The organism is Pseudomonas sp. LP_7_YM, assembly GCF_004364435.1.
Classification (GTDB): domain Bacteria; phylum Pseudomonadota; class Gammaproteobacteria; order Pseudomonadales; family Pseudomonadaceae; genus Aquipseudomonas.
The window spans coordinates 460,245-475,050 of sequence record NZ_SOCT01000001.1; the positions used below are offsets into that span (position 1 = coordinate 460,245).

14 protein-coding genes are annotated in these 14,806 nt (G+C 59.7%); 8 read left to right on the plus strand and 6 right to left on the minus strand.

Annotated features, from left to right (window positions below; translation table 11 throughout):
- Positions 1 to 151: 151 nt before the first annotated feature.
- Positions 152 to 1,891 (minus strand): dipeptidase, encoded by a 1,740-nt coding sequence (locus tag EC915_RS02180; protein WP_133748880.1) that lies wholly within the window; start codon positions 1,889 to 1,891, stop codon positions 152 to 154.
- A 210-nt stretch (positions 1,892 to 2,101) separates the two neighbouring features.
- The gene (proP, locus tag EC915_RS02185) at positions 2,102 to 3,607 is read right to left on the minus strand and encodes a glycine betaine/L-proline transporter ProP (protein ID WP_133748881.1); all 1,506 of its coding nucleotides are present in this window, start codon (positions 3,605 to 3,607) and stop codon (positions 2,102 to 2,104) included.
- A 350-nt stretch (positions 3,608 to 3,957) separates the two neighbouring features.
- Here proP and greB point away from each other — a divergent pair, with 350 nt between their 5' ends.
- On the plus strand, positions 3,958 to 4,449 hold the full coding sequence (greB, locus tag EC915_RS02190) for a transcription elongation factor GreB (protein WP_133748882.1): 492 nt from the start codon (positions 3,958 to 3,960) through the stop codon (positions 4,447 to 4,449).
- Positions 4,450 to 4,493: 44 nt separating this feature from the next.
- Here the strand turns inward: greB and EC915_RS02195 are convergent, their stop codons facing one another.
- Entirely contained in the window at positions 4,494 to 7,004 is a 2,511-nt protein-coding gene (locus tag EC915_RS02195; RefSeq protein WP_133748883.1) for an ABC transporter permease, read from the minus strand.
- Positions 7,004 to 7,687, minus strand: a complete 684-nt coding sequence (locus EC915_RS02200) for an ABC transporter ATP-binding protein (RefSeq protein ID WP_133748884.1) — start codon at positions 7,685 to 7,687, stop codon at positions 7,004 to 7,006. The genes EC915_RS02195 and EC915_RS02200 overlap by 1 nt, the downstream gene beginning before the upstream one ends.
- Before the next feature lie 10 nt (positions 7,688 to 7,697).
- Between EC915_RS02200 and EC915_RS02205 the strand changes: the two genes are divergently transcribed.
- The 3 genes from EC915_RS02205 (at position 7,698) to EC915_RS02215 (ending at position 9,960) form a co-directional block, all read left to right on the plus strand.
- Positions 7,698 to 8,303 (plus strand): arylesterase, encoded by a 606-nt coding sequence (locus EC915_RS02205; RefSeq protein WP_133748885.1) that lies wholly within the window; start codon positions 7,698 to 7,700, stop codon positions 8,301 to 8,303.
- A gap of 292 nt (positions 8,304 to 8,595) precedes the next feature.
- Positions 8,596 to 8,889 (plus strand): hypothetical protein, encoded by a 294-nt coding sequence (locus EC915_RS02210; RefSeq protein WP_133748886.1) that lies wholly within the window; start codon positions 8,596 to 8,598, stop codon positions 8,887 to 8,889.
- 102 nt (positions 8,890 to 8,991) lie between these two features.
- The gene (locus EC915_RS02215; RefSeq protein ID WP_133748887.1) at positions 8,992 to 9,960 is read left to right on the plus strand and encodes a L,D-transpeptidase family protein; all 969 of its coding nucleotides are present in this window, start codon (positions 8,992 to 8,994) and stop codon (positions 9,958 to 9,960) included.
- A 172-nt stretch (positions 9,961 to 10,132) separates the two neighbouring features.
- Here the strand turns inward: EC915_RS02215 and oprI are convergent, their stop codons facing one another.
- Positions 10,133 to 10,384 (minus strand): outer membrane lipoprotei OprI, encoded by a 252-nt coding sequence (gene oprI / locus EC915_RS02220; protein ID WP_003199355.1) that lies wholly within the window; start codon positions 10,382 to 10,384, stop codon positions 10,133 to 10,135.
- 569 nt (positions 10,385 to 10,953) lie between these two features.
- On the opposite strand from oprI, the gene EC915_RS02225 reads away from it, so the two are divergent.
- Complete coding sequence (locus tag EC915_RS02225) at positions 10,954 to 11,235, plus strand: GNAT family N-acetyltransferase (protein ID WP_133748888.1); 282 nt, start codon at positions 10,954 to 10,956, stop codon at positions 11,233 to 11,235.
- 86 nt (positions 11,236 to 11,321) lie between these two features.
- Here the strand turns inward: EC915_RS02225 and EC915_RS02230 are convergent, their stop codons facing one another.
- Positions 11,322 to 12,398, minus strand: coding sequence for a 3-deoxy-7-phosphoheptulonate synthase (locus EC915_RS02230; protein WP_166650899.1), 1,077 nt, complete (start codon positions 12,396 to 12,398; stop codon positions 11,322 to 11,324).
- A 308-nt stretch (positions 12,399 to 12,706) separates the two neighbouring features.
- Between EC915_RS02230 and EC915_RS02235 the strand changes: the two genes are divergently transcribed.
- From EC915_RS02235 to EC915_RS02245, 3 genes are all read left to right on the plus strand, one after another.
- Entirely contained in the window at positions 12,707 to 13,042 is a 336-nt protein-coding gene (locus tag EC915_RS02235; RefSeq protein WP_133748890.1) for a co-chaperone YbbN, read from the plus strand.
- Positions 13,043 to 13,279: 237 nt separating this feature from the next.
- Positions 13,280 to 14,182, plus strand: coding sequence for a 5'-nucleotidase (locus EC915_RS02240; RefSeq protein ID WP_133749397.1), 903 nt, complete (start codon positions 13,280 to 13,282; stop codon positions 14,180 to 14,182).
- Positions 14,183 to 14,278: 96 nt separating this feature from the next.
- The gene (locus tag EC915_RS02245) at positions 14,279 to 14,785 is read left to right on the plus strand and encodes a universal stress protein (protein WP_133748891.1); all 507 of its coding nucleotides are present in this window, start codon (positions 14,279 to 14,281) and stop codon (positions 14,783 to 14,785) included.
- The last annotated feature ends 21 nt before the right edge of the window (positions 14,786 to 14,806 follow it).

The window sequence follows — 14,806 nt, forward strand, 5'->3', positions numbered from 1 at the left end:
CTGCCGTCCCGACAACGGCAGGCTCTGCGCGATGCCATCGCGCCGGAAAAAAATCGTGGTGAAACTCCTGCTGTGCAAGACGTCCGAGGCTGCGACGGCAGCAACAGGGGTGAGTCAGCCAATGAACTGTCCGCTGACCCACCACCTTGCTTCAGAGCTTCGGCAATTGTCCGATGCGGCTCATCATTTCGGTCACGATCTGCAAGTCCAGCAGGAACTGCTCGGTGGTCTTGAACTCGTTGTCGGTGTGTCCGGTGTATTTCACTTCGGGACGCGCAAGGCCGAACTGCACGCCGTTGGGCAACTCATGGACCGACGTGGCCCCGGCAGAGGTGCCGAAGGTGTGCGCCATGCCCAGGTTCTCGGACGCCACTGCAAGCAGCGCTTTGACCCATTCGCCTTGCGGATTGCGGTACATCGGTTCGGCAATCGAGTAATCGAAGGCAGGCGTGATGTGGGTTTTCTGCGCCCAGGCATCGAGCTTTCCAGCGATTTCAGACTTCAAAACCTGAGGTGACTTGCCTTTCGGCACCCGCAGATTAACCGCCAGTTTGAAGGCTTTGTCATCCATCGCCACGTAGGTCAATGATGCCGTCAGCGGGCCCATGAATTGATCGGAAAAGCCTACGCCCAACTTGCCACCCAGATAATCCAGGCCCCAGTTATCGGCGGCGTAGCGAGCGGCATCGGTGATCTGGTTGTGCTTGAGCGCGACCTTGCCGTCGAGGCTGTTGAGGAAGTCCAGCATCCTGGCCACCGGATTGACCCCTGACTGCGGCTCGGACGAATGCGCAGACACGCCGGCTACCGTCAGATTGACGTCCTTGCCTTCAACCTTGGCGCTCACTTCGAAATCGCCGCCATTGCGCTGGACATAGTCGGCGCCAACCTTTTGCAGGTCGGCTGCAAGTTCCTCGGGTTTGTCGGTCAACAGCATGGCGACCGATCTCGACGGAATCTGGTTGGTCGCCATGCCGCCGGTCACCGACGCTAATTCCGCACCTTCGCCGTCGGCCTTGCGACGTGTAAAGGTCGCCATGACGGTACCGTAGCCTTTTTCGGCAATCACCACCGGGTAGCCGCCGTCCAGTGCCAGGTTGTATTCAGGCACAGGGTTGCGTTCGAAGTAATAGGGAATCGCGTCACCGGCGGTTTCTTCCGTGGTGTCGATCAGGAGCTTGAAGTTGCGCGCCAGCGGCAGCTTCTCCTCCTTGATGACCTTCATCGCGTACAGCGCCACCACGATGCCGTTCTTGTCATCCTCGGTGCCGCGACCGTACATGCGGTCGCCGATCAGTGTGACCTTGAACGGATCGAGGCGGGTGCCATCCTTGAGCACCCAGTTTTCCGGTGTCACGGGCACCACGTCGGCGTGGGCATGAATCCCGACCACTTCCTTGCCCGCACCTTGGAGGGAAATTTCGTAGACCCGGTTGTCGACGTTGCGGAAGTTCAGATTGAAAGATTCGGCGAGGGCCTTGATCTTTTCGGCGATCTGGATGAACGCAGGGTTGTCATGCTGAGCGACACCTTCCTTGGCGACAGTAGGGATTTCCACCAGTTCACGCAGGGTTTGGGTCGCCGCATTGCCATATTTCACTCGCGCATACAAACCCAGAAGGCGGTGGATTTCGTTTTGCTGCGCGGCGGAAAGCGTCTTGTCGCCAAGGAATGCATTGATGGCCGGGGCCAGATTGTCGGCTTTTGCAACCTCGCTATTGGCGACATGGCCCAGAAACTGTCTGAAGTCAGTGGCCGATGCATCGCTGAACGTCTTGAGGATCGTAGCGCTCTGTTGAGCCGTCAGATTGGTGGAAGCAGAGGCGGCGAACGACGAAAGGCTCGCCAGCACCAATATGGCAGCAGCCAGGTGCTTGAGGGGGGAATTCATTGCTTGAGGCATTCCTTTGCAGGCGGGTTAAAAAGGGAATCTGATCGGTCGATCAGAAAGGTAGCAAGCTAACATCTCCACCGAATGACGGGAAAGCCCTGTCTGCAGATGTGTCGCGTCGAGGGGCGCAAGCGGCGCAGATTGCATAGGAGGAGGGGGTGTAGGGCGGGGTTCGGCAAAGCCGCCTCAGGGTGAGGCGGCTTCTCGCTGTTACTCGTTGATCCGAGGATGCTGTTGCACGAGATTTTCGCGCTTGGCTTCGAGTTCGGCAATTTGCGTGTCGATGTCTCCGATCTTCTGCTCGATATTGTCGTGATGCTCCTTGAGCAATTCTTTGGCTTCTTGCATGTCCGACGCCGCTGGGGCTGCTCCGCGCAGGGGTTTGTTGGCCGTTTCCTTCATGGTCACGCCGGTCACCAGGCCAATTACTGCCACCACCATGAGGTAGTAGGCCGGCATGTAGAGATTGTCCGTGGTCTCGACCAACCAGGCCGCCAGGGTCGGTGTGACGCCTGCGATCAGTACGGACACGTTGAAGGCACTGGCCAGGGCGCTGTAACGGATGTGGGTGGGAAACATGGCAGGAAGGGTCGAGGCCATGACGCCGATGAAAAAGTTGAGGACCACGGCAAGGATCAGCAACCCGGAGAAGATCAGTCCGGTCTTGCCGCTGATGATCAGCATGAACGCGGGTATCGCGAGGATGAACAAGGCGATGCTGCCGACAATGATGAAAGGCTTGCGACCGATCTTGTCGCTGATGAAGCCGATCAAGGGCTGAACGAACAACATGCCGACCATGATCGCGATGATGATCAGTACGCCGCGGTTTTCGCCATAGTGCAGGTTATGCGACAAGTAGCTGGGCATGTACGTCAGTAGCATGTAGTACGTAACATTGGTCGCCACCACGATACCGATACAGGTCAGCAGGCTGCGCCAGTGTTGGGTAGCCACTTCCTTGAACGAGACTTTGGGTCCATCCGAAAGACCTTCGCGGTCGCCCTGTTCGAGCTTTTCAACGTGCTGCTGGAACGCTGGGGTCTCTTCCAGCGCGTTACGCAGGTACAGGCCAAGCATGCCCAACGGCAGAGCGAGGAAGAACGGCAGACGCCAGCCCCATTCCTGAAACTTGTCCTCACCGATAACGGCGGAGATCAATACCACGATGCCTGCGCCGAGCACGAAGCCTGCGATCGAGCCGAAATCCAGCCAACTGCCGAGAAAGCCGCGTTTGCGGTCTGGCGCGTACTCGGCGACGAAAATCGAGGCGCCGGTGTATTCGCCACCGACCGAAAAGCCCTGGGCCATCTTCGCCAGCAGCAACAGGATGGGAGCCCAGATGCCAATCGAGGCGTAGGACGGGATCAGGCCGATGGCGGTGGTACTCAAAGACATGATCACAATGGTTGCGGCCAGCACCTTCTGTCGACCGTATTTATCGCCCAGTGCCCCGAAAAACAGCCCGCCCAGCGGGCGAATCAGGAAAGGCACCGAGAAGGTGGCAAGCGCTGCGACCATCTGAATGCTGGGGTCGGCACCGGGGAAGAACACCTTGCCCAGTACGTAGGCCACAAAGCCGTACACACCGAAGTCGAACCACTCCATGGCATTGCCCAATGCTGCGGCGGTGATTGCTTTGCGCATCTTCGCGTCGTCGACGATCGTGATGTCTTTAAGTCCGATCGGTTTGACTTTTTTCTTGCCTAATTTCATGCGGCTCACTCTGTTGCTGAATCGGTATCGCTGCAGACCGTTGACCTGTTCCCGCGCTCGGCCTCGCGGCTGCACAGTAAAGTTTATGACGAGGTCATTGCCATCGTTTTGCTGGCACGGCACTTTCGGATCAGATACAACAAGACACCAAATAATTCAGCCTGCGTCGATATTTTTCGTCCTTGCATGCTCTGGTGGCTGCCTGCAGACAGTCCTCGGCCAGCGTAACGATCAAGACTGCAATCTGCAGCCAGCCGGTTGCCGTCGCGACCTGCATGTAGTGTAGTAACGGCCCATGTCGCTGCGGTTCGGCCGTACGGCATTACCCGATCGTTACGTGGAAGCTGCAGATGGCCGAGCCAAGCACCAAAATCATTACCACTGAAGGCTTTGAGGCGCTGAAGAAAGAACTGGACTATCTATGGCGCGAGCACCGTCCGGACATTACGCAAAAAGTCGCCTGGGCGGCATCGCTCGGAGATCGCAGCGAGAACGCGGATTACCAATACAACAAGAAGCTGCTGCGCGAGATCGACCGGCGCATACGCTATCTGCGCAAGCGCTTGGAAGATATGCGTGTGGTGGCCTATTCGCCGGAGCAGGAAGGGCGGGTGTTCTTCGGAGCGTGGGTGGAAATCGAGGACGAAGAGGGCCAGAGCAAGCGTTTTCGCATCGTCGGTTATGACGAGATCTACGGGCGCATGGACTATATCTCCATCGATTCGCCCATGGCCCGTGCGCTGCTGAAAAAGGAAGTCGGCGATGAGCTGACGGTCCGGATTCCCGCTGGGGAAAAGCTGTGGTGGGTGACGAAGATCGAGTACCCGGTCAGCGCGCCGTGACGGGCCGGGGCCGACATGCTGTTGTCGGCCCCGGCTTACGCGTTCTACCCCTCGCGCAACACCGTTAGCGGGCTCGCGTTCAGCGCGCGGCGTGTGCCGAATACGCCGGCACCGCCCACCAGCAATGCACCGATCAGCGGCAACAGTAACAGCCAAGGGTGCGGCGCCCATGCCAGGCCGAACGCATAACGATACAGCGCAAAGCTCACCAGCTCGCAACCCAGCGCGGCCAGCACGCCACTCACGGCACCCAGCAGCCCGAACTCGATACGTCGAGACTTGATCAGCAAGGCACGGTTGGCGCCCAGCGCCCTGAGCAATGCCCCCTGACGAATGCGCTCGTCCAGCGTCGCCTGAAGCCCCGAAAAAAGCACCGCGAGCCCTGCGGCCAGCACAAACAACAACACGTACTGCACCGCCAATGTGACCTGATCGAGGATGCTGCGCAGCTGCTCCAGCAGCGCCTCCACCTGCAGGATCGTCACCGCAGGGAAAGCACGGGAGAGTTCGACGATCTGCTGATCATGACCGGGTGCAAGGTAAAAGCTGGTCAGGTAAGTGGTCGGTACGTCTTTTAATGTGCCTGGCTGGAAGATCACGAAGAAGTTGGGCTGGAAGGTGTCCCAGTTGATGTCGCGCAGGCTGGTGACCTTGACCTCATGGGCCGCACCGCCGATCACGAAGCTCAACGTATCGCCGAGCTTCATGTTCAGGCTCCTTGCCAGTTTGGCTTCGACCGACACGCCGGGGAGGCTAGAGGCGCCAGGCAGTTGATCGTTCCACCACTGACCTTCGGTGATGCTGTTGCCTTCCGGTAGATGGGCCGACCAGGTCAGGTTGAGGTCACGCTGAGTGGCGTTTTCACCACGCGAGTCCTTGGTCACGAACTTGCTCACCGGCTCGCCATTGATGCTCATCAAGCGCCCCGGAATCATCGGGTACAGCGGCGCGCTGTGTGTCGACAGCTGACTGATGCGTTCGGCGAAATGGTCGCGTTCGGAGGGCAGGATATTCAGCGCGAAGTAGTTAGGCGCCTCCTTGGGCAGCTGATTCTGCCAGGTGTCGAGCAGCTCCCCGCGCAACAGCGCGATCAACCCCATGGAGAGCAGGATCAGGCCGAACGCCAGGGATTGTCCGGCCGCTGCCATGGGGTGGCGCAGCAGTTGGCCCAACCCCAGGCGCCAGGGTAAAGATGCATTGGCCAGCAGGCGGCGCAGGCTTTGCAACGCCAGCAGCAGGACGCCACCGAGGACAATCGCCGCGATCAGCCCGCCGCCAAGCAGGGCGAACGTCAGCACCAGATCCAGGCTCAGGCGCCACATGATCAGCCCCAGCGCCAATAACGCAGCGCCGTAGACCAGCCAGGTGCTGGCGGGAATCGGCAGCATGTCGCGGCGCAAGACTCGCAGTGGCGGCACTCGGCCCAGAGCCGCCAGGGGCGGCAAGGCAAACCCGGCCAGCGCCACCAGTCCGGTGCCAATGCCCGCCAGCGCGGGCAGCCAGCCTCCCGGCGGAACCGCTGCCGGCAGAAGGTCTTCCAACAGGTAAAACAGACCCAGTTGAGCGAACCAGCCGAGCAGGGCGCCAGTGGCGCTGGCCACCACACCCAGCATCGCCAGTTGCAGGCCGAAGAGCACCAGCGCTTCGCCGCGCGACAGGCCCAGGCAGCGCAACAGCGCGCTGGCGTCGAAACGCCGAACGGCGAAGCGTGCCGCTGACAACGCCACGGCGACACCGGCCAGCAGCACGGCTACCAGGCTCGCCATGTTCAGGTAACGTTCGGCTTTGCTCAACGCGCCGCCAATCTGCTGGTTGCCGTCGCGGGCATCGTCGATTTTCTGATTCGGCGCCAACCCCGGCTCGACAGCCTTGCGATAAGTCGCCAGCTCCTGCGGCGTACCGCGCCATAGATCGCGGAAATTGACCCGGCTACCCGGTTGCACGACTTTGGTGGCTTCAAGGTCGGCCATGTTGATCATGACCCGTGGCGTCAGGCTGTAGAAATTGCCAGCGCGGTCGGGCTCGTATGTCAGGACGCGGGTCAGCTTCAAAGTGGTGGAGCCCACGTCGATGCTGTCCCCTACCTTCAGGTTTAGCGCCACCAGAATTCGCGCTTCGGCCCAGGCCTCACCGGCCTTCGGTTCGCCGCCGCTGACGTCGGGTTGGTAGGGGGCTTCAGCGCTTTTCAGCTCTCCGCGTAGTGGATAGGCGCCGTCCACCGCCTTCACGCTGGCGAGCTGAATGCCGTTGTCGGTGGCCACCACGCTGGAAAAAATGACGATCTGCGAGTGGTCGAGGCTGAGCGCCGTCCCGGCTTCAATCTGCTCTGGCTTGGCTGGGCTCGAGCCACTGAGGATCAGGTCAGCGCCGAGAAACTCGGTGGCGCGCAGCAGCATCGCGCTGTTCAGACGCGAGCCGAAATAGCCGATCGCGGTACTCGCGGCCACGGCGACCACCAGCGCGAAAAACAGCACCCGCAATTCTCCGGCGCGCGCATCGCGCATCAACTGGCGGGCGGCGAGGCTCAGTAGACGGACAAGCGGCAGGCGTGCCATCAGGGCTCCATAGGGGCGACCAGACGGCCACCTTCAAGGCGGATCAGGCGCCGGCAGCGGTGAGCCAGACGTTCATCATGGGTCACCAGCACCAGTGTGGTATTGCGCTCCTGGTTCAGTTCGAACAGCAGATCGCTGATGCGCTCGCCAGTGTGGCTGTCAAGGTTGCCGGTGGGTTCGTCGGCAAACAACACATCGGGGTCGGCGGCAAAGGCGCGCGCGATGGCGACGCGTTGCTGTTCACCGCCCGAGAGTTGTTTGGGCGTGTGAGTCAGGCGCTGCCCGAGACCCACACGCTCCAGCAAATGGCGCGCCTGCTCGCGGGCGTCCTTGCGACCCTCCAGTTCCATGGGCAGCATGACGTTTTCCAGCGCGTTCAAGCTGTCGAGCAACTGAAAGGACTGGAAGACAAAACCCACGTGTTCGGCGCGAACCCGGGCGCGCTGATCTTCATCGAGCTCGCAGAGGTTGCGCCCTGACAGGGTCACCGAGCCAGCGCTGGGCAGGTCCAGCCCGGCCAGCAGACCCAGGAGGGTGGATTTGCCGGAACCTGAAGCGCCGACGATGGCCAGCGTGTCGCCCTTGTTTAGTTCCAGGGAGAGTTCGTGCAGGATGGTCAAGTCACCTTCGGTGCTTGGGACCACTTTGCTGAGGTTCTGCGCACTGAGAATACTTTCGCTCATGGAGAATCCGATGCGTGCGTGGTTTTTAAGTGCTGGCCTGGGGTTGCTGCTGTTGTCTCAAGGAGCCATGGCGGGCACGGTTCTGATCGTTGGGGATAGTATCAGCGCGGCTTTCGGCCTGGATACCCGTTTAGGCTGGGTGAGCCTTCTGGAAAAGCGTCTGTCCGATGAGGGCTATAAAGACAAGGTAGTCAATGCATCGGTCAGCGGCGACACCAGCGCCGGTGGTCAGGCGCGGCTTGCGGCGTTGCTTGCAGAGCACAAGCCGGATCTGGTGATCCTCGAACTGGGGGGCAATGACGGTCTGAGGGGGCAGCCCCCGGCGCAAATGCAACAAAATCTTGCGTCGATGATCGACAGTTCCCGGGCGGCCGGCGCCAAGGTCTTGCTGCTGGGCATGCAGATTCCGCCCAACTATGGCGCGCGCTATACGACGGCATTCAAAGAGGTGTACAGCAACCTGGCCCGCGAGAAGAAGGTCGCGCTGGTGCCGTTCATGCTCGAAGGGGTCGGTGGGGTGCCTGAGTACACCCAGGCTGATGGGCTGCATCCGGCGGCCAATGCCCAGGGGCGATTGCTCGAAAACGTCTGGCCGCAGTTGAAGGCGCTTCTTTAGGTGAGGTTGTTGCGGGGGGATTCGGGAGTAGGTCTGTAGTCTCGGGTGGGTCTGGCTGGCTCTGTCAAATGGCAGCAAGCAAATGTTCGGCTGGCTTCAACGTTGATCCTCAGGCAGATCTCAACAAATTGCACATTGGGCGAATCCCGCCCACACCACGCAAAAAACGGATACGCACCACCTCCAATCCCATTCCTGGCAACCTGCTCCAAGCTGCAAAATTAAAGCCCTCCAGCCCTTTTCCCAACGAAGCCTTTCGGCTAATGTGGCGCCCCCTGTTCGGAGCCCCCCGATGCGCCGCCCTGCCTGGTCCCTGTTTGCCTATCAACTGATCGAGCCCGACGAGCAACTCGACCTCTTCGCGTGCCAGGAAGTTCGTGTGCATCTTGTCGCCCGGCAACTGGAACTGGCCGGTTCAGCCGACCGCACCCTCTGCGGTACGTTGCTGCCCGCCCAGCCGCGCTGGTCCGACGTCCAGCAGGCGATCTACCAGGATGAGCGGTTGTGTCCGCTGTGCCGGGCGATCATTGATGCCCAGCGAAGGGGTTGGCACCCCATCTGGCCGGAACTCGACCAGACCCTGTAACAACCCCGTACCGGGCAAGCCATCGCGCCCACTCCCAGAGGCCTCGGGGTGCGTGTACAATCGCGCTCACTCAAGCCTTCCGTTTACCCAAGGATTCTCCGGATGTTGTCGCGCATTCCAGCTTTCGCCCGCTGTCTGTCGCTTGCTGCACTGTGTGCGGCCGGCCCTGTTTCCGCTCTGGAGTTTCCGTTGCCGCCGCCAGGCGAAGACATCATCGGCCGGGTGCAGACCGTTACTGCCAAATACGAAGATACGTTCGCTGACCTGGGCACCCAGTACGATCTCGGCTATCTGGAAATGATCGCCGCCAACCCGGGCGTCGATGCCTGGCTGCCGGGCGCTGGCACCCAGGTGATCCTGCCGACCCGTTTCATCCTGCCGCCGGGCCCGCGTGAGGGCATCGTCATCAACCTGGCCGAGTACCGTCTTTATTACTACCCGAAAGGCCAGAACGTTGTGTACACCTTCCCGCTGGGTATTGGTCGGGAAGGCTGGGGCTCGCCGGTGTCCACCACCAAGGTGACCGCCAAGACCCCGAACCCGACCTGGACCCCGCCGGCGTCGGTCAAAGCAGAACATGCGGCCGATGGTGACATCCTCCCTGACGTCGTGCCTGCCGGCCCGGATAATCCGCTGGGGCCTTTCAAATTCGGCCTGGGCTTGCCCGGTTACCTGATTCACGGTTCGAACAAGAAGTTCGGCATCGGTATGCGCACCAGCCACGGCTGTTTCCGCATGTACAACAACAACGTGCTGGAAATGGCCGACATGGTGCCGGTCGGCACCACCGTGCGCATCATGAACGAGCCCTACAAGTTCGGCATCAGCGGCGGCAAGGTGTATCTGGAAGCGCATACGCCCCTGGATGAAAGCGGCAACCCTTCGGTGGTCGACAAGCACACTGCTGTGATCAACGCCTTGCTCAAACGCGAAGACCTGGCAGGCAGCCTGCGAATCAATTGGGATGAAGTGCGTGATGTGGTGGCTGCCGAAGATGGCATGCCCGTCGAGATCGCAGTGCCGGGCGTTCAGGCACCAGCGGCCAGCGATGCGCCGGTGACGTTGCAATAACTTCATATGCTGTCGATGCCCGCTCACCAAGGCCTGGAAGAAACAGGGCAGGGTGAACGGGTTTTTTATTGCCTGAAGCATCGTTCGCCGCGCGAGTGCTTTCAGTGCAAGGCAGGCAATAAAAAAAGCCGATCCGGAACCGGATCGGCTTATCAATAACCCCGAGGGATTATTACTTGCGGCTAGCCTTGTCGAGCATGCGCAGAGCGCGCTCGTTGGCTTCGTCGGCAGTTTGCTGAGCTTTCTGGGCGGCAGCCAGAGCTTCATCAGCCTTGCGATAGGCTTCATCGGCACGTGCTTGCGAACGAGCGGCTGCATCTTCAGTAGCAGTCAGACGAGCTTCGGTTTCTTTGGAGGCGCTGCTGCAACCGGTAGCCAGAACTGCGGCCAGGGCCAGAGCAGAGAATTTCAGAACGTTGTTCATCGTGTTCCCCTTAAAGGACTTCTATCGAATTAGTCATCTCTCGAAAATGAGAAAATGACCGGCGTACATACTACCCATTGTTTGTAGTAAGTAAACGGAGTATGCGCAAGAAGCGCATAAAATTCTTAGCTTTGAAAGCCTTCCGCGCAACTCCTCAGGCTTTTTCTGGAAAAGGCCTGCCGCTGTCAGGCGAGTCCGCCCAGTCAGTGCTCCACCTGCACCGCGGTCTCGCCTGCCTGCGAAGTCATCAGGCCATTTGTCGATTAGCCAGCAGGGGAAGAAGGGACACTGCCAGGTATCAACTCCCTTCACCTCCATGCCCGAAAGGAAACCTCTCAAAAAGACGTCGATTCGGCACTTTTCGACGTGACTCCAGCCCGCCATTTGCGTCTCAATGGACATTCAGCAGTGGCGTCAGGTTCAACCCGCACCGCGCTCAAATGTGCTGCAGTATGCTTTTCGAAGCCACATTGCCGGGCAGCATGGTTTTTCATATGGCCTGATAGTTTCTTCACCGCAGAAACATCGGTAAGGTAGGGGTCAAATTCCAAGACCCGCGAGGAGTAGTGATGAGCGAGGCGTTGTCCATCCACCATGACATGACCGGTCACCAGTTCGAGATCACCATCGACGGTCATCGTGCCTATCTGACATACATGGATCTGGGGAAGCAGACTCTGGATATCTATCGTACTTTCGTTCCCAACTCGCTCCGGGGGCGCGGTATAGCCGCGGCGCTGACCGAAGTCGCGCTCGATTATGCCGAGAGCAACGGCTACACCGTCATTCCGTCGTGCTCCTATGTGGAGCGCTATATGGAGCGCACCCAGCGTCAGGCAGCGAAGATCTAAGCCGACGCTTCGTACGCTGTACGGTTCAATTTACGCCATGAAAAACGCCGAGCATGTGCTCGGCGTTGTCGTCTGAGAAGCGCTGATCAGCCGCGATTGCGCGCAGGCAGCACATCCTTGAGCTTGGCGTACATGCTGCGCAAGGTTTTCTCGGTGCTTTCCCAATCGATGCAGGCGTCGGTGATCGACACGCCATATTCCAGATCGGCGAGATCCTTTGGAATCGACTGCGCGCCCCACTTCAAATGGCTTTCGACCATAAGCCCGATGATCGACTCGTTGCCTTCGAGAATCTGATTGGCCACGTTTTCCATCACCAGCGGTTGCAGGGCCGGATCTTTATTGGAGTTGGCGTGGCTGGCATCGACCATGATGTTCGGCTTGATCTTCGCTTTGTTCAGCGCCTGTTCGCACAGTGCGACGCTGACCGAGTCGTAGTTCGGTTTGCCATTGCCGCCGCGCAACACCACGTGACCGTAGGCGTTGCCTTTGGTGGTGACGATGGACACGCCACCTTCCTGATTGATGCCCAGAAAACGATGCGGGCTGGAAACGGACTGCAGTGCATTGATCGCCACGGTCAGACCGCCGTCGGTGCCGTTCTTGAAACCCACTGCCGACGACAGCCCGGAAGCCATTTCGCGGTGGGTCTGGGATTCGGTCGTACGCGCCCCGATGGCCGACCAACTGATCAGATCCTGCAGATATTGCGGGGAGATCGGGTCCAGCGCTTCGGTCGCCGTTGGCAGGCCTTTCTCGGCCAGATCCAGCAACAGCTTGCGGCCAATGTGCAGCCCGTCCTGAATTTTGAAGGAGTCGTCCAGATAAGGGTCGTTGATCAGGCCTTTCCAGCCGACGGTCGTGCGCGGCTTTTCGAAGTACACGCGCATGACCAGATAAAGGGTGTCGGACAGCTCCGCCGCCAGCGCTTTGAGGCGATTGGCGTATTCATGGGCAGCCTTGATATCGTGGATCGAGCACGGCCCGATCACGATGAACAGGCGGTGGTCCTTGCCGTCGAGAATATTGCGGATAACTTCGCGGCCCTGGCTCACGGTCGCTTGAGCGGCAGCGGTGAGGGGGATTTCGCGCTTGAGCTGATCCGGAGTGATCAGTGTCTCGTTGGAGGCAACGTTGAGGTCGTCAATCGGTAAATCAGCCATCGTGTTACTCATCAGGTCGCGGGTGCTGGTCGCATCGGACCAGAGTGTAGAAAACGCAGCATCGCCGAGCGCTGAGGTTTTCCCACACTCAGGCTCCCCGTGCGGCGGAGCCCAGCATGAATTTGAGCGCAGCGGGGAGCCGAACCTTAGCGCGTTAAGGCGTGCCTCGACAATGGGTAAACGTGGCTTTCGTCCAACGGACGCGGCATTGCGCGACACACTCGCATTACGCGCGCGCTTTGGCGCGCCTTAAGTTTGTAAACCCACCCTGTGCGGATATAGTGTGCAGCACAGCTTGGGAGGACGGTGTGGAACAACTGCAGCTGACAGATTTCGACCTGGATCAACAGTTACTGACGCTGCCGGGTATTTCGTTACTGATATTCACCAGTGTCGGCTGTTCCAGTTGCCGATGGGCACGGCAGCATTTGCCTGCGCTGGCGTTACCGGTGCAACGCCTGTGCTGGATCGATGCCGAGGAAAATGGCGGCGCCGTACAGCGTTACGGCGTTTTTCATTTGCCAACCCTGTTCGTGGTGCGCGACGGTGAGTTCTACGGCGCCATGCGCTGTCAGCTATCGGCTGCCGCCATGATCGAGGGGCTTGAACGGACGCTGGCGCAACCCTGCGACGAACTGCCTTGAACCGATCCACCTTGAAAGGCGCAGCTCTCAGGGGGGATCCTGAGCAAAAGTATCCAGAAACCGCGCATCGGCATCCTGGATACAAGTGTCCCCCGGTTTTATCGAGACCTCACGCAGCGGCGCCTGGCGACTCATCAGCCGCTGAGTCATGAGGGCCCCAGTCGCGCCTGTATATGATCAAGGGGTGGCTTCCATTCCGATGTACTTTTGGGGAAAACGATGACCAACGACCTGACCATGAAAACCGCAGGCAACAAACTGGTATTGGCAATCTCCTCGAGGGCCTTGTTTGATCTGGGGGAAAGCCATGCGATTTACATGAGCGATGGCGTGGCGGCTTACCGTCAGTACCAGATCGATCATGAGGACGAGGTCCTGGAGCCTGGCGATGCCTTTCTGCTGGTAGAAAAGCTGTTGAGCCTGAATGCCAGCCTCGCCCATTCCCGGGTAGAAGTGGTGCTGGTTTCTCGCAACAGTGCCGACACCGGATTGCGGGTGTTCAACTCCATCGAGCATTACGGCCTGGATATTTCCCGCGCGGCGTTCGTCGGCGGACGCAGCCCGTTTCCTTATCTGGCGGCGTTCGGCAGTCATCTGTTCCTTTCCACCCATGCCGAAGATGTGCGCAGCGCCCTGGGTGCCGGTTTTGCTGCGGCGACCATCCTGTCTGGCGGTGCCCGGCGTGCAGCCAGCGCGGAGCTGCGCATCGCTTTCGACGGGGATGCCGTGCTGTTTTCCGACGAATCCGAGCGCATCTATCAAACGGGAGGCTTGCAAGCTTTTCAGGCCAGTGAACGAGAAGCGGCGCGACTGCCCTTGCCAGGCGGTCCCTTCAAACCCTTTCTCGCTGCGCTCAATAAGCTGCAACGGGAGTTTCCCGAAGACTCATGCCCGATTCGTACTGCGCTGGTGACAGCACGCTCGGCGCCGGCCCACGAGCGTGTGATCCGCACGCTGCGCGAGTGGGATATTCGTCTGGATGAGTCGCTGTTTCTGGGCGGGCTGGACAAGTCGGCCTTTCTAGAAGCTTTCGCGGCGGACGTGTTCTTTGACGACCAGCCGGGGCACTGTGAAAAGGCGCGAGAGGTGGTTGCGACCGGTCACGTGCCCCATGGCATCAGCAATGAGCTCAAACAGTGAACTTTTAGACCTCAAGGCTGTATTGCGCCGTCCGTTTTGCTCCTGCGCTGCTACGCTGAGGTGTGTCCGCGGCTGTCATGCCCGCCCGGAGGTCACATGATTCGTACGATGCTCTACGCCACAGACCTTGGTCTGCATTCGCCATATGTCCTGCAGCACGCTTTAGCGCTGGCGCGCACGTTCAGTGCCGAGCTGCACGTGGTCCATGTCGTCGAACCCATGGGGCTGTTCGCAGAGTCCGTCCTGCAGATTTACCTGGCAGAGGAAGTGTTGACGGAGTTGCACAGTGAAGGGGTCAATACCGTTATCGAAGGCATCGAGTTGCGGGTTCTGGCCGGTTTTCGCGATGAGCTGGGTGAAGACAACCCGGACATGGGGCTGATTCGCAGTGTGCGGGTGGTGCAGGGGGATCCTTCCACTGTGATTATCGAGCAGACACACCAGCTCAAGGTCGATCTGTTGGTGGTCGGCAGCCACAGCCGCATCATTGAGGGCGCCATGCCGATCGGGCGCACAGCAGCGCGGGTTTTGCAGCTATCGCAAGTCCCCGTGTACATGGTGCCGATGTTGCAGAGCCACGCTGGAAAACGAGTGAGCGCGTGAAATTTTCGCGTCGGTGAAAAA

Excerpts from the sequence above, each read along its gene's own strand:
- EC915_RS02200 (WP_133748884.1), bottom strand. The coding sequence starts at position 7,687 with ATGAGCGAAAGTATTCTCAGTGCGCAGAACCTCAGCAAAGTGGTCCCA.
- oprI (WP_003199355.1), bottom strand. The coding sequence starts at position 10,384 with ATGAACAACGTTCTGAAATTCTCTGCTCTGGCCCTGGCCGCAGTTCTG.
- EC915_RS02215 (WP_133748887.1), top strand. The coding sequence starts at position 8,992 with ATGTTGTCGCGCATTCCAGCTTTCGCCCGCTGTCTGTCGCTTGCTGCA.
- EC915_RS02245 (WP_133748891.1), top strand. The coding sequence starts at position 14,279 with ATGATTCGTACGATGCTCTACGCCACAGACCTTGGTCTGCATTCGCCA.
- EC915_RS02225 (WP_133748888.1), top strand. The coding sequence starts at position 10,954 with ATGAGCGAGGCGTTGTCCATCCACCATGACATGACCGGTCACCAGTTC.
- EC915_RS02230 (WP_166650899.1), bottom strand. The coding sequence starts at position 12,398 with ATGGCTGATTTACCGATTGACGACCTCAACGTTGCCTCCAACGAGACA.
- greB (WP_133748882.1), top strand. The coding sequence starts at position 3,958 with ATGGCCGAGCCAAGCACCAAAATCATTACCACTGAAGGCTTTGAGGCG.
- EC915_RS02240 (WP_133749397.1), top strand. The coding sequence starts at position 13,280 with ATGAAAACCGCAGGCAACAAACTGGTATTGGCAATCTCCTCGAGGGCC.
- EC915_RS02205 (WP_133748885.1), top strand. The coding sequence starts at position 7,698 with ATGCGTGCGTGGTTTTTAAGTGCTGGCCTGGGGTTGCTGCTGTTGTCT.
- EC915_RS02210 (WP_133748886.1), top strand. The coding sequence starts at position 8,596 with ATGCGCCGCCCTGCCTGGTCCCTGTTTGCCTATCAACTGATCGAGCCC.
- EC915_RS02195 (WP_133748883.1), bottom strand. The coding sequence starts at position 7,004 with ATGGCACGCCTGCCGCTTGTCCGTCTACTGAGCCTCGCCGCCCGCCAG.
- proP (WP_133748881.1), bottom strand. The coding sequence starts at position 3,607 with ATGAAATTAGGCAAGAAAAAAGTCAAACCGATCGGACTTAAAGACATC.
- EC915_RS02180 (WP_133748880.1), bottom strand. The coding sequence starts at position 1,891 with ATGAATTCCCCCCTCAAGCACCTGGCTGCTGCCATATTGGTGCTGGCG.